26 protein-coding genes and 1 pseudogene are annotated in these 21,995 nt (G+C 73.7%); 13 read left to right on the top strand and 14 right to left on the bottom strand.

Annotated features, from left to right (window positions below):
• Nucleotides 1-18: 18 nt before the first annotated feature.
• The 3 genes from ACH9D2_RS14160 to ACH9D2_RS14170 all read right to left on the bottom strand — a co-directional run bounded on the left by ACH9D2_RS14160 (nucleotide 19) and on the right by ACH9D2_RS14170 (nucleotide 2,836).
• Nucleotides 19-1,371, bottom strand: a complete 1,353-nt coding sequence (locus ACH9D2_RS14160; RefSeq protein ID WP_396363448.1) for an MBL fold metallo-hydrolase — start codon at nucleotides 1,369-1,371, stop codon at nucleotides 19-21.
• Nucleotides 1,372-1,502: 131 nt separating this feature from the next.
• Nucleotides 1,503-1,889: a thioredoxin gene (gene trxA, locus ACH9D2_RS14165; protein WP_396363449.1), complete on the bottom strand. Its 387-nt coding sequence runs from the start codon at nucleotides 1,887-1,889 to the stop codon at nucleotides 1,503-1,505.
• An 83-nt stretch (nucleotides 1,890-1,972) separates the two neighbouring features.
• Nucleotides 1,973-2,836: a TSUP family transporter gene (locus ACH9D2_RS14170; RefSeq protein ID WP_396363450.1), complete on the bottom strand. Its 864-nt coding sequence runs from the start codon at nucleotides 2,834-2,836 to the stop codon at nucleotides 1,973-1,975.
• A 252-nt stretch (nucleotides 2,837-3,088) separates the two neighbouring features.
• Between ACH9D2_RS14170 and ACH9D2_RS14175 the strand changes: the two genes are divergently transcribed.
• Together ACH9D2_RS14175 and ACH9D2_RS14180 are read left to right on the top strand one after the other, a co-directional pair.
• A complete protein-coding gene (locus tag ACH9D2_RS14175; RefSeq protein WP_396363451.1) occupies nucleotides 3,089-3,508 on the top strand; it encodes a DUF302 domain-containing protein in 420 nt (139 codons plus the stop codon).
• Between the two features lie 50 nt (nucleotides 3,509-3,558).
• Nucleotides 3,559-4,101, top strand: a complete 543-nt coding sequence (locus tag ACH9D2_RS14180; RefSeq protein ID WP_396363452.1) for a type 1 glutamine amidotransferase domain-containing protein — start codon at nucleotides 3,559-3,561, stop codon at nucleotides 4,099-4,101.
• Between the two features lie 82 nt (nucleotides 4,102-4,183).
• Here ACH9D2_RS14180 and nhaA read toward each other — a convergent pair whose 3' ends face one another.
• From nhaA to ACH9D2_RS14200, 4 genes are all read right to left on the bottom strand, one after another.
• Entirely contained in the window at nucleotides 4,184-5,503 is a 1,320-nt protein-coding gene (nhaA, locus tag ACH9D2_RS14185; RefSeq protein ID WP_396363480.1) for a Na+/H+ antiporter NhaA, read from the bottom strand.
• A 188-nt stretch (nucleotides 5,504-5,691) separates the two neighbouring features.
• On the bottom strand, nucleotides 5,692-7,296 hold the full coding sequence (locus ACH9D2_RS14190; protein WP_396363453.1) for an ABC transporter permease: 1,605 nt from the start codon (nucleotides 7,294-7,296) through the stop codon (nucleotides 5,692-5,694).
• A complete protein-coding gene (locus ACH9D2_RS14195) occupies nucleotides 7,293-8,249 on the bottom strand; it encodes an ABC transporter ATP-binding protein (RefSeq protein WP_396363454.1) in 957 nt (318 codons plus the stop codon). Before ACH9D2_RS14195 ends, ACH9D2_RS14190 begins: the two co-directional genes overlap by 4 nt.
• Nucleotides 8,250-8,402: 153 nt before the next feature.
• Nucleotides 8,403-9,500, bottom strand: coding sequence for an acyltransferase family protein (locus ACH9D2_RS14200; protein WP_396363455.1), 1,098 nt, complete (start codon nucleotides 9,498-9,500; stop codon nucleotides 8,403-8,405).
• 290 nt (nucleotides 9,501-9,790) lie between these two features.
• Between ACH9D2_RS14200 and ACH9D2_RS14205 the strand changes: the two genes are divergently transcribed.
• Together ACH9D2_RS14205 and ACH9D2_RS14210 are read left to right on the top strand one after the other, a co-directional pair.
• Complete coding sequence (locus ACH9D2_RS14205; protein ID WP_396363456.1) at nucleotides 9,791-10,759, top strand: hypothetical protein; 969 nt, start codon at nucleotides 9,791-9,793, stop codon at nucleotides 10,757-10,759.
• Between the two features lie 72 nt (nucleotides 10,760-10,831).
• On the top strand, nucleotides 10,832-11,317 hold the full coding sequence (locus ACH9D2_RS14210) for a hypothetical protein (protein WP_396363457.1): 486 nt from the start codon (nucleotides 10,832-10,834) through the stop codon (nucleotides 11,315-11,317).
• Between the two features lie 19 nt (nucleotides 11,318-11,336).
• Here ACH9D2_RS14210 and ACH9D2_RS14215 read toward each other — a convergent pair whose 3' ends face one another.
• Together ACH9D2_RS14215 and ACH9D2_RS14220 are read right to left on the bottom strand one after the other, a co-directional pair.
• A complete protein-coding gene (locus ACH9D2_RS14215) occupies nucleotides 11,337-11,987 on the bottom strand; it encodes a DUF3320 domain-containing protein (protein WP_396363458.1) in 651 nt (216 codons plus the stop codon).
• Between the two features lie 106 nt (nucleotides 11,988-12,093).
• A pseudogene (locus tag ACH9D2_RS14220) lies at nucleotides 12,094-12,528 on the bottom strand (hypothetical protein); the annotation flags it as partial.
• A gap of 876 nt (nucleotides 12,529-13,404) precedes the next feature.
• On the opposite strand from ACH9D2_RS14220, the gene ACH9D2_RS14225 reads away from it, so the two are divergent.
• Nucleotides 13,405-14,685 carry a cytochrome P450 gene (locus ACH9D2_RS14225; RefSeq protein WP_396363459.1) on the top strand — a complete coding sequence of 427 codons (1,281 nt, stop codon included), beginning with the start codon at nucleotides 13,405-13,407 and terminating at the stop codon, nucleotides 14,683-14,685.
• Here ACH9D2_RS14225 and ACH9D2_RS14230 read toward each other — a convergent pair.
• Complete coding sequence (locus tag ACH9D2_RS14230; RefSeq protein ID WP_396363460.1) at nucleotides 14,643-15,485, bottom strand: NAD-dependent epimerase/dehydratase family protein; 843 nt, start codon at nucleotides 15,483-15,485, stop codon at nucleotides 14,643-14,645. The two genes, ACH9D2_RS14225 and ACH9D2_RS14230, sit on opposite strands and share 43 nt — an antisense overlap.
• A 147-nt stretch (nucleotides 15,486-15,632) precedes the next feature.
• On the opposite strand from ACH9D2_RS14230, the gene ACH9D2_RS14235 reads away from it, so the two are divergent.
• The 3 genes from ACH9D2_RS14235 to ACH9D2_RS14245 all read left to right on the top strand — a co-directional run bounded on the left by ACH9D2_RS14235 (nucleotide 15,633) and on the right by ACH9D2_RS14245 (nucleotide 17,071).
• Complete coding sequence (locus tag ACH9D2_RS14235; RefSeq protein ID WP_396363461.1) at nucleotides 15,633-16,133, top strand: pyridoxamine 5'-phosphate oxidase family protein; 501 nt, start codon at nucleotides 15,633-15,635, stop codon at nucleotides 16,131-16,133.
• 78 nt (nucleotides 16,134-16,211) lie between these two features.
• Complete coding sequence (locus tag ACH9D2_RS14240; protein ID WP_396363462.1) at nucleotides 16,212-16,751, top strand: DUF488 domain-containing protein; 540 nt, start codon at nucleotides 16,212-16,214, stop codon at nucleotides 16,749-16,751.
• A complete protein-coding gene (locus ACH9D2_RS14245; protein ID WP_396363463.1) occupies nucleotides 16,739-17,071 on the top strand; it encodes a cupin domain-containing protein in 333 nt (110 codons plus the stop codon). The genes ACH9D2_RS14240 and ACH9D2_RS14245 overlap by 13 nt, the downstream gene beginning before the upstream one ends.
• A 55-nt stretch (nucleotides 17,072-17,126) precedes the next feature.
• Here the strand turns inward: ACH9D2_RS14245 and ACH9D2_RS14250 are convergent, their stop codons facing one another.
• Nucleotides 17,127-17,294 carry a hypothetical protein gene (locus tag ACH9D2_RS14250; protein WP_396363464.1) on the bottom strand — a complete coding sequence of 56 codons (168 nt, stop codon included), beginning with the start codon at nucleotides 17,292-17,294 and terminating at the stop codon, nucleotides 17,127-17,129.
• A gap of 193 nt (nucleotides 17,295-17,487) precedes the next feature.
• Between ACH9D2_RS14250 and ACH9D2_RS14255 the strand changes: the two genes are divergently transcribed.
• Nucleotides 17,488-18,147: an SDR family oxidoreductase gene (locus ACH9D2_RS14255; protein WP_396363465.1), complete on the top strand. Its 660-nt coding sequence runs from the start codon at nucleotides 17,488-17,490 to the stop codon at nucleotides 18,145-18,147.
• A 104-nt stretch (nucleotides 18,148-18,251) separates the two neighbouring features.
• Here the strand turns inward: ACH9D2_RS14255 and ACH9D2_RS14260 are convergent, their stop codons facing one another.
• Nucleotides 18,252-18,701, bottom strand: a complete 450-nt coding sequence (locus tag ACH9D2_RS14260) for a nuclear transport factor 2 family protein (RefSeq protein WP_396363466.1) — start codon at nucleotides 18,699-18,701, stop codon at nucleotides 18,252-18,254.
• On the bottom strand, nucleotides 18,698-19,273 hold the full coding sequence (locus ACH9D2_RS14265; RefSeq protein WP_396363467.1) for a nuclear transport factor 2 family protein: 576 nt from the start codon (nucleotides 19,271-19,273) through the stop codon (nucleotides 18,698-18,700). Before ACH9D2_RS14265 ends, ACH9D2_RS14260 begins: the two co-directional genes overlap by 4 nt.
• A 133-nt stretch (nucleotides 19,274-19,406) precedes the next feature.
• Between ACH9D2_RS14265 and ACH9D2_RS14270 the strand changes: the two genes are divergently transcribed.
• From ACH9D2_RS14270 to ACH9D2_RS14285, 4 genes are read left to right on the top strand one after another with little or no spacing between them, the layout of a single operon-like run.
• Nucleotides 19,407-19,889 (top strand): pyridoxamine 5'-phosphate oxidase family protein, encoded by a 483-nt coding sequence (locus ACH9D2_RS14270; protein ID WP_396363468.1) that lies wholly within the window; start codon nucleotides 19,407-19,409, stop codon nucleotides 19,887-19,889.
• Nucleotides 19,886-20,224, top strand: a complete 339-nt coding sequence (locus ACH9D2_RS14275) for an acylphosphatase (protein WP_396363469.1) — start codon at nucleotides 19,886-19,888, stop codon at nucleotides 20,222-20,224. The genes ACH9D2_RS14270 and ACH9D2_RS14275 overlap by 4 nt, the downstream gene beginning before the upstream one ends.
• A 42-nt stretch (nucleotides 20,225-20,266) precedes the next feature.
• Nucleotides 20,267-21,238 (top strand): cation diffusion facilitator family transporter, encoded by a 972-nt coding sequence (locus ACH9D2_RS14280; RefSeq protein ID WP_396363470.1) that lies wholly within the window; start codon nucleotides 20,267-20,269, stop codon nucleotides 21,236-21,238.
• On the top strand, nucleotides 21,228-21,617 hold the full coding sequence (locus tag ACH9D2_RS14285) for a hypothetical protein (RefSeq protein WP_396363471.1): 390 nt from the start codon (nucleotides 21,228-21,230) through the stop codon (nucleotides 21,615-21,617). The genes ACH9D2_RS14280 and ACH9D2_RS14285 overlap by 11 nt, the downstream gene beginning before the upstream one ends.
• Here the strand turns inward: ACH9D2_RS14285 and ACH9D2_RS14290 are convergent.
• Nucleotides 21,592-21,990 (bottom strand): DUF779 domain-containing protein, encoded by a 399-nt coding sequence (locus tag ACH9D2_RS14290; RefSeq protein ID WP_396363481.1) that lies wholly within the window; start codon nucleotides 21,988-21,990, stop codon nucleotides 21,592-21,594. The two genes, ACH9D2_RS14285 and ACH9D2_RS14290, sit on opposite strands and share 26 nt — an antisense overlap.
• Nucleotides 21,991-21,995: the final 5 nt, after the last annotated feature.

Consider the following 21,995-nt stretch of genomic DNA (forward strand, 5'->3'; position numbering starts at 1 on the left):
CCCGGCCCCGCGTCGGCGTCAGCCCGCGAGCGGGACGCCGGCCTCCTTGGCCTCGGCGAACAGGGCGTCGACGTGGACCGCGTCCCTGCCCGCCCGCTCGAGCAGGCTGGCGGCCACGCCCGAGCGGTAGCCGGAGCCGCAGTGCACCCACAGCCGGCCCGCGGGGACCTCGTCCATCCGGGTCAGCAGCTCGTGCAGCGGGATGTTGACCGCGCCGGGGAGGTGCGATTCCTCGTACTCGTCCACCCGGCGGACGTCCAGGACGGTCTCGTCCTCGGGCCGCTCCTCGAGCATGCCCTTCCAGTCGACGCGCGGGTAGGAGGAGAGCGTCGCCCCGGGGGCGAGCTGCGCCGGGTCCTCGCCCAGCGCCGCGTCGGGGGAGTCGATGCCGATGCGGGACAGGTCCCGGATCGCGTTCTCGACGTCCTCGCGGGAACCGACGAGGGTCAGCTCCCGGTCGTAGGGGAAGATCCAGCCCAGGAACGCGGTGAAGCTGGACCCGTCGCCGTACTCGAAGCTGATGGTGCCCCTGAGGTGGTTGGAGGCGTAGGCCACGCGGTGGCGCAGGTCCACCACCCACTCACCGGCCTCGAGGCGTGACCGGAGCTCCTCGGGGTCGAGGGAGTCGGGCACGGACAGGTCCGGCTCGGTGGGGCCGGCGGCGTTGGCCGGACCCATGTGCACGTAGTAGTTCGGGTACGCCGTGAGGTTGCTGATCAGCTCCCGGACGAAGTGCTCCTCGTCCGGATCGGTGTAGACGTGGTTCGTCCTGATCTGCTCGCCCAGCGTGGACTCGTCCGCGCCGGTGGCGGGGCCGGAGGAGCAGAAGGAGCCGAACCCGTGGGTCGGGTACAGGGCGGCCTTCTCCTCGGCCTCCTGCGCGAGGCGGCGGGCGGAGGAGTACTGGTCGTGGGTCAGGCCCACCATGTGCTCGCGGCCCAGCAGGTCGGTGCGGCCCACGGAGCCGTAGAGGACGCTGCCGCCGGAGAAGACGGCCTGCTCGTCGCCGTGCTCCACCACGAAGGAGAGGTGGTGGTGGGTGTGCCCGGGGGTGGCCACGGCCTTCACGGAGAGCTCGCCGACGCGGACGGTCTCGCCGTCGGTGATCGGGGTGCGCTCGAAGGAGACGTCGTCGGCGGCGTTGACGAGGTAGGCCGCACCGTGCTTCCGGGCGTAGAGGCAGCCGCCGGTCAGGTAGTCGTTGTGGATGTGGGTCTCGGCCACGTGGGTGACCTGCACGCCGGCCCGCTCCACTGCGGCCTCGAGGCGGTCGATGTCGCGCTGGGCGTCGATGACGAGGGCGACCTCGCCGTCGTGCACGAGGTAGCTGCGGTCCCCGAGCTGAGGGGTGTCGATGACGGTGACGTCCATGGTGGTTTCCTCCTGGGTGGTGCCCTGCGGCGCACCGCGGGGCGTTGTGACGGTATCGGCGGGCTGTTGCGAAAGCGTTCCGGGGGCGCGGGCGACGCCGGGAACGACGCCCCGGTGACCCCCGCCGCGGCTCAGGGCCGCTGCGCGGCCTTCTGCCCGGCCTGCTGCCGGGCGAGCTCGGCGTGCACCTCGGCCATGTCGAGGTCCTTGACCGCGGTGATGACCTGCTCGAGCCCGGCGGCGGGCAGGGCGCCCGGCTGGGAGAACACGAGCACGCCCTCGCGGAAGGCCATCAGGGTGGGGATGGAGCTGATGCCGGCGGCGGCGGACAGCCGCTGCTCGGCCTCGGTGTCCACCTTCGCGAAGACGACGTCCTCGTGCCGCCGGGACGCGGCCTCGTAGGTCGGGGCGAACATGCGGCAGGGGCCGCACCAGCTCGCCCAGAAGTCCACGAGGACGATGTCGTTGTCCTGGACGGTCTCGGCGAAGGCCTGCTCGGTGAGGTCGACGGTGGCCATGGGGTTCTCCTTGTCGGTGCTCGGTTGTGGTTCTCGGTCTTCGATGATCGGCGGAAGCGGAAGCGAAAGCGGCAGGGGGACGGTCAGGCGGTGAGGGGCGTGCGCAGCGGGCACTTCGGCACCGCGAACCAGCAGACGGCAGCGGTCACGCCGGCGGCCGCGGCGGTGATCCCGACCGCGAGCCCGGCCGCGCCCGGCAGCTCCTGGACCAGGACGAAGACGCCCATGACCAGGACGAAGATGCCGAAGCCCTTGCGCAGGGCGGCCTCGGGGATCCGGCCGGCCAGCCGGGCGCCGACGAACGAGCCGGCGACCGCGGCGACGGTCACGGCCCCGACCAGGGCCCAGTCCAGGGAGACCGTGGTGAGGTAGCCGGCGAGCCCGGCGAAGGACTTCATGGCGATGACGACCAGGGAGGTGCCCACGGCCACGGGCATGGACAGCCCGCCCAGCAGGGCCAGGGCCGGGACGACGAGGAAGCCGCCGCCGGCCCCCACCAGACCGGTGACCAGGCCCACGACCAGGCCCTCGGCGACGACCTTCAGGACCGGCAGGTCACCGGTGTGGGCCGCGGCGGCGCCGTTCCTGCGGCCACGGATCATGGCGAGGGAGGTCGCGACCATCATCAGCGCGAAGGCGACCATCAGCACGGTGCCGGGGATGTAGCCGCCGGCCAGGCCACCGAGGAAGGCTCCGGCCATGCCGGCGCCGCCGAAGACCAGGCCGGTGCGCCACTTGACGCGTCCGTTGCGGGCGTGGTTGACGGCGCTGACGGCGGAGGTCACCCCGACCACGAACAGGGAGGCCGCGATGGCCTCCCGGGGGTCCAGGCCGGCGACGTAGGTGAGGATCGGGACGGTGAGGATGGACCCGCCGCCGCCGAGCAGGCCGAGCGAGAGCCCGATCAGCACCGACAGCAGGAGGGTCAGTACGAGGGTGACGGTCATGGTGCGTGTCCTTTGCTTCCCGCCGGCCGGGGCGGGGTGGTCAGGCCGTGGAGGTGTGCCGGGCGCGGCGCCTGGCGTTCGTTCCGAGTATGGCAGATACCCCCAGGGGTATTCAACTACCCCCGGGGGTATCGGCGCCTGGCGTCAGTATCGCCCAGCGAGAACCCGGCCCTCCTGCTCTTCCCTTTCCGGCCCCCGCGTGCCAAGAGTGGAACTCCGAGCCAGGAAGCCGGACCGAGAAGGAGTGCCAGCATGAGCTACACCAATGCCGTCGTCGTCCCGCTGCCCTACGCCGAGGCGGTCGAGAGGACGCGGGCCGCCCTGTCCGAGCAGGGCTTCGGCATCCTCACCGAGATCGACGTGCGCGGCACGTTCGAGCAGAAGCTCGGTGCCGAGGCCGCCGAGAACGTCGGCGACTACGTGATCCTCGGCGCCTGCAACCCGGGGCTGGCCAGCAAGGCGCTCGCCGCGGAGCCCCAGCTCGGTGCGCTCCTGCCCTGCAACGTGGTGGTGCGCCGCGGCGCGGACGCCGCAGTCTCCACGGTCGAGGCCATCGACCCGCAGACCATGGTCCAGCTCAGCGGCAGCCCCGCCGTGCAGGAGGTCGCCGACGACGCCGGCGTCCGGCTGCGGGCGGCGCTCGACGTCCTCGGCGGCATCCAGGCGCCGTAGCCGCCGCAGCCCACACCCCAGCACCGTTCCACCGATCCAGGAGGCAGCCCATGACCACCGACATCACCGGCAAGAAGATCGCGTTCATCGCCACGAACGGCGTCGAGGAGCCCGAGCTCACCGAGCCCTGGAGGGCCGTCCAGGAGGCCGGTGGCACCCCCGTGCTCCTGTCCATGGAGCAGGGCAGCATCACCGCGATGCAGGGGGACTGGGACCGGGCCGGCAGCTACGACGTCGACGACACCCTCGCCGCGGCGAAGGCCGAGGACTTCGACGCGCTGGTCCTGCCCGGGGGCACCCTCAACGCGGACAACGTGCGCGTGGACCAGGACGCCCTGCGCCTGGTCAAGGAGTTCGACGCCGCGGGCAAGCCGATCGCCGCCATCTGCCACGCGCCCTGGATCCTCATCGAGGCCGGGCTCGCGCAGGGGAAGCGGCTCACGTCCTACAGCTCCCTGGCCACCGACCTCAAGAACGCCGGGGCGGACTGGGTGGACGAGGAGGTCGTCGTCGACGGCCGGCTCGTCACCTCCCGGAACCCCGGTGACCTCGAGGCGTTCAACCGGGAGGCCCTGAAGCTGTTCGCCGGCTGACGGCGCTCCGGCGCACGAGAAGACCCCCGTCCGGACCTCCGGGCGGGGGTCTTCGGCCCCAGGGGGCGCGGAGCGGGGCGGGTCAGCGGCGTTCTTCCTCCCGGGACTCGTCCTCCTCGTAGACGTCGGGGATGCCGTCGTGGTCGGCGTCGATGGACTCGAGCTTCTCGATCATGCGGTAGCGCTTGTTGCGCGCCCGCAGCAGCACCGAGGCCAGCGCCGCCGCCAGCACGGACGCGGTGAGGATCGCCACCTTGGCCTGGTCGCCCGGCAGGCTGCCCGGGGTGAAGCTCAGCTCCGCGATGAGCAGCGAGACCGTGAAGCCGATGCCGGCCAGGAGGGCGACGCCCACGAGGTCGATCCACTGGAAGTTCGGGTCCAGCCGGGCGTGCGAGACCTTGGTGATCAGCCACGTGGCGCCCACGATGCCGATCGGCTTGCCCAGCACCAGGCCGGCGATGATGCCGAGCGTCACCGGGGCGGAGAGCGCGGAGGTCAGGCCCTCCCAGCCGCCCACGGCGACCCCGGCGGAGAAGAACGCGAAGACCGGCACCGCGAAGCCGGCGGAGAGCGGGCGGAAGCGGTGCTCGAAGATCTCGGCGAGGCCGGGCCCGGCCTCGGGCCCGCCGCTGGCCTGGCTGCGGATCACCGGCACGGCGAAGCCGAGGAGCACACCGGCCACGGTCGCGTGGATGCCGGCCTCGTGGACCAGTGCCCAGACCACGATGCCGAGCGGCAGCAGGATCAGCCAGGCGGCCGGGGCGTTGAGGCCGAAGAACCGGCGGTACTTCTGGGCGAGGAAGAGGTAGAGGGCGAAGGGGATCAGCGCCAGCAGCAGCGGCTGGACGGAGACGTCCTCCGAGTAGAAGACGGCGATGATCGTGATCGCCAGCAGGTCGTCGACCACGGCCAGCGTCAGCAGGAACAGCCGCAGCGCGGCGGGCAGGTGCGAGCCGATGATGGCGAGCACCGCCACGGCGAAGGCGATGTCCGTGGCGGTGGGAATGGCCCAGCCGTCGACGGTCTCCGGGTTCGAGAGGTTGATCGCGGCGTAGATCGCCGCCGGCACCACGACACCGCCGACCGCGGCGGTGATCGGCACGACGGACTTGCGGAACTCGCGCAGGTCACCGGCCACGAACTCGCGCTTGAGCTCCAGTCCCACCAGGAAGAAGAAGATCGCCAGCAGGCCGTCGGCGGCCCACTTGCCGAGGCTGAGCTTCAGGTGCCAGGGCTCGTAGCCGACCTCGAGGTCGCGCAGGGCGAAATAGCTGTCCGCGAAGGGCGAGTTGGCCCAGATGATCGCGATGAGCGCGGCCCCCACGAGCAGCAGGCCGCCGATGGTCTCCTTGCGGAGGATCTCGCCGACGCGCAGCACCTCGCGGTAGCTGCCGCGGTGCAGCGTGTCTGTGCTGTGGTCCTCGGGGCGGTTCTCGGGCTGGTCCTCCGGGCGGACCGTGGGGTCATGACTGGACACGGGGCTCCTCCGTTTTCGGGCGGCACAATTCTCGTGCCGACCAGACTTCCCGGCTCACCTGGTGTGCCAGTCTACGGAAGATCGTGGTGCGCGCCACCCGAGGGCCGGTCCGCTCAGGCGACCAGGTCCCGGCGGCGGAACCCGGCGGGGGCCGCGGCCAGGAGCGCGAGCGCCAGCGCGGTCAGGCCCAGCAGGGGCGTGGCCTCCCAGTCCTCGGAGGGCACGAGCGGCGTCAGCTGGACGGGGGAGAGGTTCATCGCCCACTCGGGCAGGTCCAGCAGCAGGCCGAACCACGCGACGAACACGACGTACGCGACCACGGCCCAGCTCAGGGCCGCGGCCCGCGGGACGAGCCCCACCAGCGCGGCGGTGAGCCCGGCCAGCACCAGCACGGCAGGGAAGTACGCCAGGGCCGCCAGGGCGAGCCCGCCGGTCCAGCCCAGGTCGCCGGTGGTCACGGTGACCCCCGCGCCCAGCGCCGCCCCGGCCAGCACCAGGGCCAGCAGGGCCTCCACGACGACGACGGCGAGCCAGCCGAGGACCCAGCGCGTCCGGGCGAGACCCGTCGACAGGGTGAGGGCCGTGCGGCCGGACTCCTCCTCCGCGCGCAGGCGCAGCACGGCCGAGACGGCGAACGCGGCCACCCCGAGCGCCAGGTAGGACAGCGTCGCGGCGGCGAAGGACTCGGTGAGGGCGTCGAGGTCCATCACGAGCCACTCGGTGATCGTGGGGATGTCCGCGATGCTGTCCTCCAGCGAGTCGGCCAGCGAGCCGAACGCCAGGCCGAAGAGGACGAGCCCCGCGGTCCACCCGAGGAACGTGCCGCGCAGCAGGCGGCGCGCCAGCCCGGTCGCGGAGAGCAGGGACGCCCCGGCCGTCGCAGGGCCGGGGCGGCCCGGCCGCAGCCCGGCGCCCAGGTCCCGGCGCTGGGACAGGAGCACGGCCGTTCCCAGCAGCACCGCCGTCAGCGCCACCGAGAGCGCCAGCGGCCACCACCGCAGGTCCACGTAGAGCCGGGTCTGCTGGGCCCACGCGATGGGCGAGAACCAGGACAGCCACGAGCCGGTGGGCTCGATGACGTCCCCGATCCCGCGCACCAGGAAGGCCGCGCCGAGCACCGCCATCGCGGTCCCGGAGGCGGCCCGCGCGTGCTCGGTGAGCTGGGCGGTCACCGCGGCCACGGCCCCGAACACCAGGCCCGTGAGCGCCGTGGCCAGTCCCCACGCCACGGCGTCGACCCCGCCCAGCCCCGCCGCGAAGAGCCCCGCCGTGATCCCGGCGCCGACCGCCGCGTCCGCCACGGCGACCGCCCCGAGGGCGGCCGCGGCCGGGGCGAACCGGCCCACCGGCAGCGCGCGCACGACCTCGAGCCGCCCGGACTCCTCCTCGGCCCGCACGTGCCGGCTCGCGAGCAGGATGCTCATGATCGCGGTGGCCACGAGCACCGACAGGCTCAGCTCGTTGACCGTCATGGCACCCAGCGTGTAGTCGTCCGCGCCGAAGGCCGGGCCGGTCATCATCACGGCGGAGGGGTTGTCCAGCAGGGCCGCCCGGGCCTGACGGGCCTCGCCGTCCGGGAACGTCTCCTCGAGGGCGAGCACCGTCGCGTACACGGTCCCGGTGAGCGCGAGCACCCACACGAGGATCCGCACCCGGTCCAGACGCAGGTTCAGCCGGAACAGGCGGCCGGTCGCGGCCCACGGCTCGGCGGTCCTCATCGCGGCGCCCCCGCGTCCCGGCCGGCACCGCGCCCGGTCCCGTCCTGGGCGGTGGGGTCGGCCGGTCGGTCGCCGTAGTGGCGCAGGAAGAGCTCCTCGAGCGAGGGGGGAGTGACGGTCAGGTTCTGCACGCCCAGGTCGGCCAGCGTCCGCAGGACCTCGGGCACCCGGGCGTCGTCGACGTCGAAGCCCAGTCGCCCGTCCTCGTGCACGAGGTGGTGCACGCCCGGCAGGCCGTCCAGCGCGCCCGGGTCGGCGGACGTCGTGGCCGTGACAGCGGAGCGGGTCAGGTGGCGCAGCTGTGCGAGGGTGCCGCTCTCCACGTCCCGGCCGGCGCGGATGATGGTCACGGTGTCGCACAGCTTCTCGACCTCCGCCAGGATGTGGCTCGAGAGCAGGACCGTGCTGCCCTGTCCGCTCAGCCGGCGCACCTCGTCCGTGAACACGGCCTCCATGAGCGGGTCCAGCCCGGAGGTCGGCTCGTCCAGGACGTACAGCTCGGCCTCGGCGCTCAGCGCGGCCACCAGCGCCACCTTCTGCCGGTTGCCCTTGGAGTAGCTGCGGGCCTTCTTCGTGGGGTCGAGCTCGAAGCGTTCGATGAGCTCGTCGCGCCGGCGCCGCCGCCGCCGGCCCCCGCGGATGCCGGTGAGCAGGTCCACGATCTCGCCCCCGGTCAGGTTCGGCCACAGGTTCGTGTCCCCGGGGACGTAGGCGGTGCGGCGGTGGATCTCCACGGCGTCCCCCCAGGCGTCGAGGCCCAGGACCGTGGCCGTCCCCGCATCCGCCCGGAGCAGGCCCAGCAGCACCCGGATCGCCGTGGACTTCCCCGACCCGTTCGGGCCCAGGAATCCTGCGACCTGACCCGGCGCCACGGTGAGGTCGAAGCCGTCCAGCGCCGCGGTGGGGCCGAACGTCTTGACGAGCCCGCGGGCCTCGATGACCGGGGTGTCCATGGGTGCTCCTGAGGGGTCGGGGCCGGCGGCGTCACTGCCGCCTGTTCCTCACGCTAGGCACCGTCCGGACGCCGGACAAGGTGGCCCGGCCGCGGCGCGCGTCGTCCGGGCCCGTGGCGGCGGCGGTACGAGGAGGCCGGCGGTCCGGCCGGGTCAGTCCGTCCTGTGCCCCTCCACGGCCGCGGCGGACGAGACCTCCGCCTCCGGGGAGGGGACCCGTCGGTCGGGCCGGTCGCGGGGATCGAGCCACGCCTTGGCCTTCAGGGCGGGCTTCTCGACGAGCTTCCAGGACAGCAGCGCCAGCGGCAGCGTCAGCAGGACGACCAGCAGGGAGTTGGCGGCCACCCCCCACGACGCCGTGCCGAGCAGCACGAGGAGCTGCTGCACCGGATACGCGTAGATGTAGACGCCGTAGGAGAGGTCCGTGCGCGTGGTCCAGTTGTCGGACGGCGCCGCGCCGAGGCCGAGGAGCAGCACGGCGAGCGGCAGCTGCCCGTACAGGTCCGCCCAGCCGAGGTCCGTCAGGACGGCGTAGACGACGGCGGCCCCCGCGACGTGCACCCAGGTGGGGCGCCACGTCCCCGCCCAGGCCCAGACCGCCGCGCCTGCCAGGAAGTAGCCCACCAGCCGGGCGCCGTTGAGATAGAGGTGGGTCGTGACGTCCAGCGGTCCCTCGACCAGGGGGCGGAGGACGAGCACGACGAGGAACAGCGCCGGAAGCACCCACCGGGCGTGCCGTGCCGCGACCGTGAGGCTGAGGACGAGACCGATCAGCAGGTAGGCGAGGGCCTCGTAGAACAGCGTCCAGAGCGAGCCGTTCCAGGAGTCCGGCGCCGGGACCCGGGTCAGGGTCCCGTCGATGCCCCACTGCGAGATCCTGAGGTCGCCGTTGCTCAGCACGAAGCCGGCGGCGGAGGCGAGGTCGAACGACGTCCCCTCGATCGCCGCCGCGAGCGGGGCGAGGACCGCGGCCACCACGAGCAGGCTCACCAGGAAGGCCGGGTAGATGCGCAGGAACCGTCGCCAGAGGTACGGCACCAGACCGGTCCGCACCCTGCTCTCGGCGATGAGGTAGCCGCTGAGGAGGAAGAAGCCGTTGACGGCCACGTCGGACAGGACCTCCAGGCTCGGGCCGTCCGCGCCGGTCAGCGGCCAGGCGTGGCCGAGGACGACCAGGGAGGCCAGGGCCAGGCGGATGGCGTTGAGGCGGTTGTGGCGGTCGCCCAGGCGTTCTTGGAGAGTCTTGGCCACGGGAGGTGCCTTCCGGAAGTGGTGGGCAGCGCGGCCTGTGCGGTCTGCTGCAGGATGCGGTCGATCCGCCGGGTGCGGGAGCGGGCGGGACGCCGTGCCCCCCGCGCATCCGAGCACGAGTTTAGTTATGCAAATACATGGGTCCGCTGCTGTGGTGCACAAGTGGGGACGGATGTCCGGGTGGGTGCGGCGCGCCGGTCGTCACAAAATGCCCCGGTGTCCGCGGTGCTAACGCCCTGGTCAGGAGCCGTGCCAGGCTGGAAGCAGATCCGCTCGAGGAAGGGAGTCCCGTGCTGGAGATCCGCAGTGCAGCCCGGGACCGGGCCGCGGGGGACGGCCGCGGCGGTGCCGCTCGCGCCGTGTCGGAGCGGCGCCCCGGCACGGCGCCGGTCGTGCTGGTCGGCCTCGGCCTGGTGCTCGTCGTCGTCGCGCTGGCCGCCGGTCGCGCGTGGTCGGAGCTGCTCCTGGACGCCGGGGCCGTCCTGCTCACCGTGGGCGGCGTGGGGCTGGTCCTGGACGCCGGCCTGGCACGGTGGCGCGGCTCCTGGTCCGTCGAGGCGCAGCGTCCCCCGCTCCTCGCCCCGCCGGCGCCCCGCGACGACCAGCTGGGACTCGTGGGGGTCCGCGAGGAGCTCGACGTGGTCGACGTGCTCCGGGGCGTCCGGCCCGGGCAGGAGCTGTGGTGGATGGACACCTTCCCGCTGACGCTGGCCGGTGACCTCGACGCCGTCCACAAGGCGCTCGGCACCGGGGTCCGCGTCCGGCTGCTGGTCCTCGACCCGAAGTCGCCCGCGCTCGCGTCCCGGCTCCGCGAGATCCGCCACCACTACGGGCTCTCGCCCATGGACCTGCGGCGCAGCTTCGACACGCTGGTCCACCAGCTCCGGGCCCTGGGGGAGCTCGACCCCGTGGTCGCCGAACGGCTGGAGGTGCGGGTCCACGACGGCCTGCCCGGCGCCCCGATCTTCCTGGTGCTCGGAGATCCCGCCGCGGCCGAGGAGCCCGCCGCGGACCCGCGCGCGCCGGAGGTGCTCCGGGCGTACAGCAGCTACTACCTGCTCGACGCGAGCCAGGACATGCCCTACCTGGAGTGGCGGGACGGGTCCTTCGCCGACCGGCTGCACGCCTATGCCCGGCACCAGTGGGCGGAGGGGCGCACGGTCTTCCCGACCGAGCCCGCCGACCGCTCGGCCTCGGCCTTCAACGTCCGGTCCGAGGCGGCGCCGCTCCCGGCAGGCCGGAGCGCCGAGGGCGCCTGACGCCCGGACCGGCGCTCTTCCCGGTCGCCGGGGCGTGTGGCGGCAGGACGGTGAGTCTGCTGGGACGGCGGCATGGACGTATCGGGTTTCAAGACCCTGTTCGGCGACGACATCCGGGCCTGGCTCGACTGGGACGCGCTGGACGACGGGAACACCCGGGTCGAGGACCTGGTGGTCTCCTCCCGGCAGGAGCTCGGCGAGCTCTACACGGTCTGGCACGTGGACCCGGAGGGCAACCCGGGGGAGTGGTCGCACCCGCAGCACCGGCCGCAGACCCTCGCCCAGGCCGCGGAGAAGCAGTGGCCCGGTGACCGGCAGGGCAAGATCGAGCACATGCGCCAGGAGTTCGCGGAGGAGTCGGGGCCCGTCCAGCTGACCGTCCCGGCCTACCGGACCGAGGGGTCCCTCGTGGTCCTGGACTCGAACCACCGTCTCGTCGGGGCCTACCTCTCCGGGGCGGACCTGCGCGTGCTGCTGGTCGTGCTGGACGGACCCTCCTCCTCCTTGGTCCTCCCCGCCACGGCGCAGATCGAGAACGACCGGGCGGACCGGATCTGAGGCCCCGTCCGCGGGCGGCCTACGATCCCGGGAGCGCCAGGACCTCCTCCTGACGCACGAGCCGGCCGTCGGAACGCAGCACGTCGAGCACGGCGTTGCCGATCTCCTGCGGGGCGATCTCGGTGACACGCCGCTTCTCCCCGTCGGCCGGGGTCCGGCGGTAGCCGGCGTAGTCGTCCGGCGTCATGTCCTCCGGCCAGTAGAAGGTGCCGAGCACCGTCCTGCTGCGCCGCCTCTTCGGCAGGCAGTCCAGGATGGTCTCCTGCCGCTGGGCCTGGACGCGTTGCAGGCCGAACCGGTTGGCCAGCAGCCGCGCCAGGCGCTGAGCCTCGATGGGGCCCTCCACGGCGACGATCTCCTCGAGGTGCTTCCGGACCAGCTGCTTGTTCGCCGGGGCCGTGGTGGTGTCGAGCACGGCCCTGTCGCCGGCCGTGCGGTGGTGAGCCGGCTGGTAGAGGTCGTCCGTCGCGCCCGCGCCCGAAGAGGAGCCCGGGTCGACGCGGACGAGCTCGTCGGTCTCGGACGGGTCGACAGGTGCTGGTGACCGTCCCGCCGTCGTCGCGGCGTTGCCGGCGACGAGGACGTGGTCCTCGTGCGGGCCCGGTGCAGTGGGCGGGGCACCGACGAGGACGAGCCCGCAGACCCTGTCCGGCGCCGCCCTCGGCGGCACCGGACAAGGTCTGCGGGGTGCCGGTCTCCTGCGCGTCGTCGACGACGTCCTGCGCGGGCGGCTCTTCGGTCTGCCTGACCGCTCGTCGCGCGGCGTCCGCGATCTCCTGGACCACGGTGCTGCGGGACCGGATCCACGCGGGCAGCCACACCCTCTCGAGATGCCGCCACCCCATGGCGCCGGTCAGCACCTGGGTCGGGAGGGCATCCCGGTCGGAGACGATGGTGCGCCGGGCCCAGGACGGGCTGTCGAGGAGGATGCCGACCCACTCGTGCTCGGGGGACACCCGTATGGCGAGGTCCACCCGGAAGTTCGACATGCCGATGTCCTCGGCGCCCTCCAGGCCCTCCGGGCGGCCGGCCTGGAGGGCCGACGCGAGGTCCTGCCGGTGCAGGTCCCAGGACTCGCCGGTCGGTCGGTGGACGTCGTCGTGCCCGTGCTCGCGCGCGAAGACGAGGTACTCCCGCAGGTGTCGCAGGCCTTCCGACGAGGTGCGTGAGAGATCGAGGTCCTCCGGTCCGGAAGAGCTGAAGATCCTGATGGCGCGGCGGGCGCGGGGCCGTTCGCCGCGCCCACGGCGTCGAGCAGGTGGAGGGCGCGCACGACGGAACCGACCAGGGTGGGCTGCGCCGCCACGTCGACCTCCTCGGACCCGGCCGGACCAGGTGCGGCCGCCCCGTGCGGAATGCCGGCGCGCACCGGCGGGCGGCGCAGGTGCGCGCCCGCGGGGTGGCCCCTGTGCCGTTCACCATGGACGGCCCCGCGCTCGCCGGCAGGGTGGTCACCGGATGTTTCGGCGCCGCCGGGGGAGGAGTCGCGGGGCGGACGGCCGCCCAGGTGCGATCAGCGGGCGGATCGTCGCGTGCGTTCCAGGGCAGGTGCGGTCGGGTGCTGTGTCCGCCCCCGCGGGGCGCGCGGCTCGTCCTGGTGGTCGCGGCGCGCGACGCCGCGCCGGGGGCGCCGGCGGATGCACCGGTCCTTCCGGAACGGCCCGTGGACGGCGGCAGGATCTGTCCGCTCCCGCAGGAGAGGAGGGCAACGGGCGGTGATCGACGATGGTCCGCACCCCGTCCGGTGAGTGCGTCCGCCCTGTCGCGGCGCGAGGCGGCGATGCCGGTGCTCGAGGACCTGCACGACCAGGTGCGAAAGCACGCCCGGACGGGCGTCCTGGCCGGCACCGAGGTGCTGTTCCCGGAGCGGCTCGGCGCGCCGGACGCGGTGGTGGACCTCACCCGCATCGGCGCCCGGTCCCCCGGAGCGGGAGGGCGGCGGCGGCGAGGAGGACGACTGACCCTCGCAGGCCTGCGCCGGAGCTCCCCGGTGCGCGGTCACCGGGGGGGCTCCGGCCTGCATGGGTGGTGGGCTCCCGGAAACGGCCGTGTGTCCGCGGTCACACCCGGCGGATAGCATGTCCCCCATGAGCGACGACGCCCGGCCCGACACCCGCTGCCCCGTTCCGCACGGCGACCGGCGCAGGACCGCCCCGCCCGGCGAGCGCAGCGCGCCGCCGGTGGAGGTGCTCGACGGGGTGTGGCACATCCGGTCCCTGCCGCTGGTCCGCCAGGTGCTGCGGGAGGCCGACGCCACGGTCCAGGCCGGCTTCAGCGCGGAGACCGCCCGGCAGGGCATGACCGGTGACCACCCGCCGGTGCTCTACGCGGACGGTCCCGAGCACCGGCGCCAGCGCACCGCCACCGCGAGGTTCTTCACCCCGGCCGCGGTGAGCCGCCGCTACCGGGACCTGATGGAGGAGCGCGCCGACGAACTGGTCGAGCGGATCCGGCAGGACGGCGGGACCGAGCTGTCCGCGATCACGCTGCGCTACTCCGTGGAGGTCGCCGCCCAGGTGGTGGGGCTGACGAACTCGGACATCGACGGGATGTCCCGGCGCCTGGAGCGCTTCTTCAGCGGCCCCGTCACCGGCTCCACCGGTGGGCCGCGGCGGCGCACCGGGCGGGTGGGGGCCGTCCTCGGGTCCCTGCGGCCGATCTGGGCGATGAACGCCTTCCGGCTCAGGGACGTGCGCCCGGCCATCAGGGCGCGGCGCGAGCAGCCCCAGGAGGACGTGGTCTCGCACCTGCTGGCGGAGGGCTACACCGACCGGGAGATCCTCGTGGAGTGCGTCACCTACGCCGCCGCCGGCATGGCCACCACCCGGGAGTTCATCTCGGTGGCCGCCTGGCACCTGTTCGAGGACGACCGGCTGCGCGAGGAGTACCTCGCGGCCGACGAGCCGGCCCGGCACGCCGTGCTGCACGAGATCCTGCGCCTGGAGCCCGTGGTGGGCCACCTGTACCGCCGCACCACCCGGGACCTGGTCCTGGAGGACGGCGACGAGCGCCACGAGGTCCCCGCCGGGACCCTGCTCGACCTCTACGTCCGTCAGGCGAACTCGGACGAGCAGGCGCTCGGGGCGGACGCCCGGCAGCTGCGCCCGGAGCGGTCCAGGCCGCGGGGGATCCGGCCCGAGGTGCTGTCCTTCGGGGACGGCGCCCACCGCTGCCCGGGCGGGTTCCTCGCGATCCAGGAGACCGACATCTTCCTGCAGCGGCTGCTGCGGCTGCCCCTGGAGTTCGCGCACCCGCCGCGGGTCTCGTGGGTCGAGCTGATCGCCGCCTACGAGGTGCGCGACGTCGTCCTGCGGGTGGGCGCCGGTCAGGGGTGGCGCACGCCCTCCCCGGCGAGCACGGCCCGGTAGCCCTCCCGGTAGGTGGGGTGGCGGAGCTCGACGCCGGACTCCCGCAGCCGCCGGTTGGACAGGCGCTTCGAACCCCGGGGCGGCGCGTCCGCCTCCGGCACGTCCTCGGGCCGGGGGACGCCGAGCTCCTGCGCCAGGAACTCGAGGACCTCGAGCTCGGGCACGGGCTCGTCGTCCGTGCCGAGATACAGCGTGAGCGGCTGGGCGTCCATGGTGAGCAGGTGCACCGCGGCGGCCGCGGCGTCGTCCCGGTGGATGCGGTTGGTCCAGGCGGTCCCGGCGGCGCCGTCCCCGGAGCGCACCCGGTCGATCAGCCGCGTCCGGCCCGGCCCGTAGATCCCGGACAGCCGCAGGACGGTGCCGTGCGGGAACTGCTCGTGGAACAGCTCCTCCGCCTCCAGCAGGATCTGCGCAGTGGGCGTCGAGGGGTCCGGCGGGGTGTCCTCGGTGACCTCCCCGCCGTCGGCGTCCCCGCAGACGGCGGTCGAGGAGATCAGCAGGGCACGCCGGGGGAGGGCGCCGGCGGCGCGCAGCCCGTCGGCGACGTGCCGCAGCCCGTCGAGGTAGGCCGCGCGATAGGCCTCGGGGGTCCGCCCGTCGGCGGCCGTGGCGACGACCAGGAGCTCGACGTCGCCCGGCAGCTCGGGCACGTCCGTGCTCAGGTCCACCGGCAGCCCGATCAGGGGCGGCGGCACCAGCTCCGCGCGGCGGCGCAGGCCCAGCACCTCGTGCCCCTGCTCCGCCAGCCGCAGCCCGATCTCCGTGCCCAGGTCTCCGCATCCCGCGATCACCACGCTCATGCGCCCGATTCTCGCACGTCCCGGTCCGCTCCGGCGTGGCGGGCCGCGCCGGAGCGGACCTGTTCCCTCCGTGCGGGCGGCACCGTAGGTTGGGAGGTGGTGGCCGGGCACGTCCGGGCAGCCGATGCGCACGGGAAGGGGTCGACGGTGGACTGGTACCGCAAGGACGTGGAGGAGCTCGCGCCCGGGGACTGCTGGGACCGGCTGCGGGCGGACGGCGTCGCCCGGCTGGCCGTGGTGGTGGACGGGGCGCCGGAGATCTTCCCGATCAACTACGTGGTCGACCGCGACACGATCGTCTTCCGCTCGGGCCTGGGGACGAAGGTCAGCGGCGCGCTCGAGGGCCGGGCCGTGGCCCTCGAGATCGACGGGCACGACCCCTCGACCGCCACGGCGTGGAGCGTGGTCGTCAAGGGCGGCGCCGAGAGCGTCCGGCCGGGCCACGCCCTGATGGAGGCCCTGCAGCTGCCGCTGTTCCCGTGGCAGGAGGGCGTGAAGGACCGGTTCGTCCGCGTCGTCCCGACGACGGTCACGGGCCGCCGCTTCACCATGGCCGACCAGGAGGCGTGGAACTCCACGGCGGCCGTCGGCCGGCGGACCCCGGGCGGCTCCGCCCGCTGGACCGAGGCCGGTCCCGGCGGGCCGTGACGGCCCGGGCCCTGCTCCGGCGGAGCCGGTCGTGCCGGGTGGGGGAAGCCCTCGGGCGCGGTCAGTAGGGTGGGGGGCATGACAGCGCACACCGTCTACACCGTGGGCCACTCCACGCGCTCCGCCGAGGAGTTCGTGGAGCTGCTGCGGGAGTCCGGGGTGCAGGAGCTCGTCGACATCCGCACGGTGCCGCGCTCGCGGACGAACCCGCAGTTCAACCTCGACGCCCTGCCGGGCACCCTCGCGGAGGCCGGCATCGCGCACAGCTACTGCAAGGGCCTGGGCGGCCTGCGCCCCACCTCGAAGGACTCCGTCAACACCGCCTGGCGCAACGAGTCCTTCCGCGGCTACGCCGACCACATGCAGACCGACGAGTTCCGGACCGCGCTGGCCGAGCTCGAGCGGCTGGCCGAGGACCGCGTCGTCGCGATCATGTGCGCGGAGGCGGTCTGGTGGCGCTGCCACCGCTCGCTCGTGGCCGAGGCCCTGCTGGTGCGCGGGCACGACGTGCAGCACATCATGGGCCCCGGCAAGCTGACTCCCGCGACGCTGCGGGACTTCGCCGTGGTCGACGGAGACCGGATCACCTACCCAGGAGGAGAACCATGCAGCACCTGAACGAGATCGCCCTGCAGCACCTCAACGAGGCCCGGCACAACGACCACGGCCGCAGCTCGGAGCGCCTGCTGCACCAGAAGGTGCTGCGCCAGACCCTCCTGGCCATGAAGGAGGGCACGGTGCTCGCCGAGCACAGCGCGCCGTACGCCGGGAGCCTGCAGGTTCTGCACGGGCGGATCAGGGTCGCCTCGAGCGAGGACCTGGTGCTCGACGCCGGGCAGCTGCACGTGATCCCCGCCGAACGGCACTCCGTGGAGGCGCTGGAGGACTCGGTGTTCATCCTGACCGCGGTGACCGGCATCCAGGACGCCGCGGAGTAGACGCGCAGCGGTCACGACGCGGCCCCGGAGCGGTCCCGCGGAGCAGCGGCAGGGCTCAGCGCCTGCCCAGGTGCTTCTCCCGGCGGTAGGCGATGAACACGCCGGACAGCGCGATCATCAGCATCATCGCGGCGATGAGCGCGAGCGTCCACGCGCCGTCGATCAGCGCGGCGACCAGCAGGACGATGGCGATCGCGGAGAGCAGGAGCTGGAAGATCAGCACGGGGCAGCCTTCGGTCGGGAACAGGGGCCTCGTCGAGGCTACCCGAGCCCGTGGACGGTCCGGGCGGCACGGTCGGACGGCGGGGCGGGGCGCATTCCCGGTTTCGCCCTCCGCGTGAGCCGTGTCCCTGCGGCCGGGACGGGGCTAGCGTCGGGGGAGAACACCACGTCCCCTCTGCACAAGGAGCACATCCATGACCCGCACAGCCATCATCGGCGGCCACGGCAAGGTCGCCCTCATCCTCGCCCGGCTGCTCAAGACCGGCGGCAACGACGTCACGAGCATCTTCCGCAACCCCGACCACACGGAGGACGTCGAGGACACCGGCGCCCGTCCGGTGGTGGCCGACGTGGAGCAGCTGTCCGTCGCGCAGCTCGCCGACCTGTTCGAGGGCCACGACGCCGTGGTGTGGAGCGCCGGCGCCGGGGGCGGCAGCCCCGAGCGCACCTACTCCGTGGACCGGGACGCGGCGGTCCGCGCGATGGACGCGGCCGTGATGGCCGGCGCCAAGCGCTTCGTCATGGTCTCCTACTTCGGGGCCGGCCAGGACCACGGCGTCCCCGAGGACGACCCCTTCCACGCCTACGCGCAGGCCAAGGCCGACGCCGACGACCACCTGCGCGCCTCCTCGCTGGACTGGACGATCGTGGGCCCCGGCGCCCTCACCGAGGACGAGGCGACCGGCACGATCGACGTGTCCACGGGCGAGCGGGACGGCGACCACCAGACCTCCCGGGCCAACGTGGCGCTCGTGGTCTCGGCCGTGCTGGACGACCCCTCGACCATCGGGAAGACCATCGAGTTCTCCGACGGCAGCACGCTCATCGCCGACGCGCTCGAGGTGCAGGTGTGACCGTCTGAGCCGGCACCCGTCGAGGGGCGGCCGCCGCGGACCCGGCCCCCGGGCGCGGCCGCCGCCCCTCGTCGTGGGCACCTCGGCCCGGGAACGCAGGGTCCTCAGGCCAGGAAGTCGGCCGTGCCCAGGGTGCGGGCGGGCGTGCCGGACCCTGGGACGCCCAGGGCCGCGATGCGGCGCTCGGCGATCCGCCAGCCGTCCGGGGTGCGCACGAACAGGTCCAGCTGGTCCCCGCCGAGCGCGGAGCCGTCCGCGCACACCACCAGCCACTTGCTCCAGGCCCGCACGCGGTCCGGGGCGAGCCGGCGCAGCACGGTGTCGGTGATCAGGTGCGGGTCCCGGGTCCCGGCCGGGGTCCGCTCGGCGATCTGGGCGGGCCCGCGCGCCGTCCCGCCCGGGGACACGAGGACGGCGTCCCCGGTGAACACCCGGTCGAGGTCCTGCCAGGCCCGGGCGTCCAGCACACGGGCGCACCGACTGAGGACGGTGCCGATCTCGAGGGCGTCGGCGGCGGGCACCCGGTCCCACCCGGTGCCCGGCGCGGGTCTCATCGGCGGGCCCGGCCGGCGGCCGCGAGCACGGCGTCGTCGAACATCGCGTAGGCGTACGGGTCCGGTGCGTACCCGCCCTCGGCGAGCGCCACGGAGGCGGAGTCGTTGCGGGGCGCCACGGTGCGCCGCTCGATCCGCCACCCGTGGGCGGTGCGGCGGAACGTGTCGATGTAGTCGCCGCAGGCCACCCTCCGGTCCCACGTCAGCAGCAGCATCCTGGACCAGACCACGGCGGTGTCCGCGTCCACGGCCTCCACGATCGAGTTCAGTGTGTGCGTGGCGGGGAAGCGGGAGAGGTCGACCGTCTCGACGAAGCGCCGCACGCCCGCCGGGCCGGTGAACTCGCCCTGCGGCGCGCAGAGGAGGACCTCCGGCACGAACACCTCCCCGAACATGTCCCACTGCCGGTTGTCCAGCAGGTGCGAGGAGAAGCTCAGGATCTCGTTGATCTCGATCCGGTCCTGGGCGCTGATCGGCCCGGGAGCGGCCCCGGGGGTCCGCCCCGCGTTCTCCTCGGCGTACTCCTCGGCGTTCTCCACGGTGGTCTGGTCCGCGACCCGTGCGTCGTCCATCTGCCTGCTCCGGTCCTCTCGTGCGCCGGCCGGGCCCTTCCGGCCCGCCGGCGGATGACAAGTGGTTCCGCCCATGATGAATTCCCTGGCCCCGACCGTGCCACGAGGCCCGGTCGTTCCCTAATCTGACCACATGAACACGCACCAGGATGACATCCAGCACATCGTCGAGTTCGTGAACCGCACCCGCGTCGGCATGCTCAGCACCCGGGAGGCCACGGGCAAGCTCGTCAGCCGCCCGATGACCGTCGTCGACGTCGCCCCGGGGGAGGACCTCAACTTCTTCACCAGCCGGGACACCTCCTCGGTCCGGGACGTCGCGGCCAACGACGCCGTCAACGTCGCGTTCGTGGGCGACCACGAGTGGGTCTCGATCTCCGGCGCCGCCGAGGTGGTCGAGGACCGGCAGGTGCTCGAGGGGCTCTGGTCCGACGCGCTGAAGGCGTACTACCCGGACGGCCCCGACACCCCCGGCCTCGTGGTGCTGCGCGTGCGCACGGAGACCGCCGAGCACTGGCGCAGCCCCGGGACGGTGGCCACCGCGCTGCGCTGGGCGAAGGCCCGGACCACCGGCGAACAGATCGATCCCGGCGAGTCCAAGGTGGTGGACCTGTGAGCCTGCCGCCCATCCACCAGAACGCCTCCGCCGGACGGGACCCCGAGCGGCTGGACCTCGAGGAGGACCTGCGCCTGACCGCCGTGGTGCACGGCTCCGTGCAGGGCGTCGGGTTCCGCTTCTGGACCGCGCGCCACGCCGAGCAGCTCGGCCTGAGCGGCTCGGCGGTCAACAACGCGGACGGCACCGTGGGCGTGATCGCCGAAGGGCCCCGGCACGCCGTGCGGGACCTGCTCAAGGCCCTCAACGGCGGCGGCACGCCCGGCGCCGTCATGAAGGTGGACTCCCACTACGGCCCCGCCACCGGGGAGTTCCGCGGCTTCGTCACCGCCTGAGCCGCGCCCGCACGGCCGCGGCTCGCGTTCTACGATGGAGGCATGGCTCACGACGACGGGAGGGACCGCGGGCGCGCGGAGGACGGGCACGACCACGGGCCCGGGCACTCGCACGCCCGTCCCGGGACCGACCGGTGGCGGATCGCCACAGCCTTCGGGATCACCGCGGCGCTGTTCTTCGTGCAGCTGGTCGGCGCCCTGTGGACGGGGTCCCTGGCGCTGCTCCTCGACACCGCCCACGTGCTCACCGACGCGGGCGGGCTGCTGCTCGCGCTGGTCGCCGCGCAGCTGACCCTGCGCCCGCCGAGCGCCCGGCGCACGTGGGGCTGGCAGCGCGCGGAGATCGTCGCCGCGGCCCTGCAGGCGGGGGTGCTGCTGGCCGTGGGGCTGTTCGTGCTCGTGGAGGGCGTGCGCCGGTTCCTCGAGCCGCACCCGGTGGCCTCGGCCGAGATGCTGGTCTTCGGCGTCCTGGGCCTGGTCGGCAACCTCGTGGCGATGGCGGTGCTCTTCGGAGGCCGGCGCTCCAACCTGAACCTGCGCGCGGCGATGCTCGAGGTGCTCAACGACGCGCTGGGCTCGGTCGCGGTCATCGTCGCGGCCGTGGTCATCACCCTCACCGGCTGGATGCAGGCCGACGCCGTCGTCGCGCTGCTCATCGGGGCGCTCATCGTGCCCCGCACCATCCGGCTGCTCGTGGAGTCCCTGTCCGTGCTCATGGAGAGCGTGCCCCCCGGCCTCGACGTCGACGAGGTCCGCGGCCACATCCTCGAGCTGCCGCACGTGGTGGAGGTCCACGACCTGCACGCGTCCCGGATCTCCTCGGACCTGCCGGTGCTCACAGCCCACGTGGTGCTCGAGGAGGAGTACTTCTACTCCGGCGGCTCGGCCGAGGCGCTGGGCCGGATCCAGCGGTGCGTGGCCGAGCACTTCCCGGTGTCCGTCCAGCACTCCACGATCCAGCTGGAGCCCGCCGACCACGACGAGCCGGAGGTGTGCGCACCCCGTGACTCCTGAGCCCCCGAGCCCCGAGCACCACTGCCTGGTCGTGTTCGTCCCCGCCACCCACGCCGAGCAGGTCCTGCAGGCCCTGGGCGACGCCGGGGCCGGCCGCTCCGGCCACTACTCCCACACCGCGTTCGTGAGCCGCGGCACCGGCCGGTTCACGCCGCTGCCCGGGGCGCACCCCACGATCGGCGAGGTCGGGACGCCGCAGGAGGTCGACGAGGTCCGCATCGAGACGCTGTACCCGGCGGCCGAGCGCGAGCGCGTGCTGCGGGCGATGGCCGGGGCCCACCCGTACGAGGTCCCGGCCTTCACCACGTTCCCGGTCCACGACCGGGGCCCGTCCTTCGACGGGCAGGGCCGGCTCAGGAGCCGGCCGGATCCTGCCTGAGCGCCGAACGGATCAGGAACCGCTTGCCCTCCGGCGCCTCCACCGAGAACCCGGAGCCGCGCCCGTCCACCACGTCCACCGTGAGCAGGGTGTGCTTCCAGTACTCGAACTGCTCACGCGACATCCAGAACTCGAGCTCGGCCGTGGCCGGGTCCCCGGGCAGCGCGAACACGCCCAGGAGCACGTCCGCCGGGCCGGTGAGGAAGTCCCCGGCCGGATAGCACATGGGTGCGGAGCCGTCGCAGCACCCGCCGGACTGGTGGAACATCAGCCGTCCGTGGACGCTGCGCAGCTTGCCGAGCAGCTCCACGGCGGCCGGCGTCAGGGCCACGCGGGAGAACGTCTCGCCCTCGACGGCGGGCGCGGACTCCAGGACGG

Origin of the sequence: Kocuria rhizosphaericola, assembly GCF_044462205.1 — a bacterium.
Lineage (GTDB): Bacteria > Actinomycetota > Actinomycetes > Actinomycetales > Micrococcaceae > Kocuria > Kocuria rhizosphaericola.

Excerpts from the sequence above, each read along its gene's own strand:
- ACH9D2_RS14160 (WP_396363448.1), bottom strand. The coding sequence starts at position 1,371 with ATGGACGTCACCGTCATCGACACCCCTCAGCTCGGGGACCGCAGCTAC.
- trxA (WP_396363449.1), bottom strand. The coding sequence starts at position 1,889 with ATGGCCACCGTCGACCTCACCGAGCAGGCCTTCGCCGAGACCGTCCAG.
- ACH9D2_RS14170 (WP_396363450.1), bottom strand. The coding sequence starts at position 2,836 with ATGACCGTCACCCTCGTACTGACCCTCCTGCTGTCGGTGCTGATCGGG.
- ACH9D2_RS14175 (WP_396363451.1), top strand. The coding sequence starts at position 3,089 with ATGAGCTACACCAATGCCGTCGTCGTCCCGCTGCCCTACGCCGAGGCG.
- ACH9D2_RS14180 (WP_396363452.1), top strand. The coding sequence starts at position 3,559 with ATGACCACCGACATCACCGGCAAGAAGATCGCGTTCATCGCCACGAAC.
- ACH9D2_RS14190 (WP_396363453.1), bottom strand. The coding sequence starts at position 7,296 with ATGAGGACCGCCGAGCCGTGGGCCGCGACCGGCCGCCTGTTCCGGCTG.
- ACH9D2_RS14195 (WP_396363454.1), bottom strand. The coding sequence starts at position 8,249 with ATGGACACCCCGGTCATCGAGGCCCGCGGGCTCGTCAAGACGTTCGGC.
- ACH9D2_RS14210 (WP_396363457.1), top strand. The coding sequence starts at position 10,832 with ATGGACGTATCGGGTTTCAAGACCCTGTTCGGCGACGACATCCGGGCC.
- ACH9D2_RS14225 (WP_396363459.1), top strand. The coding sequence starts at position 13,405 with ATGAGCGACGACGCCCGGCCCGACACCCGCTGCCCCGTTCCGCACGGC.
- ACH9D2_RS14230 (WP_396363460.1), bottom strand. The coding sequence starts at position 15,485 with ATGAGCGTGGTGATCGCGGGATGCGGAGACCTGGGCACGGAGATCGGG.
- ACH9D2_RS14240 (WP_396363462.1), top strand. The coding sequence starts at position 16,212 with ATGACAGCGCACACCGTCTACACCGTGGGCCACTCCACGCGCTCCGCC.
- ACH9D2_RS14245 (WP_396363463.1), top strand. The coding sequence starts at position 16,739 with ATGCAGCACCTGAACGAGATCGCCCTGCAGCACCTCAACGAGGCCCGG.
- ACH9D2_RS14255 (WP_396363465.1), top strand. The coding sequence starts at position 17,488 with ATGACCCGCACAGCCATCATCGGCGGCCACGGCAAGGTCGCCCTCATC.
- ACH9D2_RS14260 (WP_396363466.1), bottom strand. The coding sequence starts at position 18,701 with ATGAGACCCGCGCCGGGCACCGGGTGGGACCGGGTGCCCGCCGCCGAC.
- ACH9D2_RS14265 (WP_396363467.1), bottom strand. The coding sequence starts at position 19,273 with ATGGACGACGCACGGGTCGCGGACCAGACCACCGTGGAGAACGCCGAG.
- ACH9D2_RS14270 (WP_396363468.1), top strand. The coding sequence starts at position 19,407 with ATGAACACGCACCAGGATGACATCCAGCACATCGTCGAGTTCGTGAAC.
- ACH9D2_RS14280 (WP_396363470.1), top strand. The coding sequence starts at position 20,267 with ATGGCTCACGACGACGGGAGGGACCGCGGGCGCGCGGAGGACGGGCAC.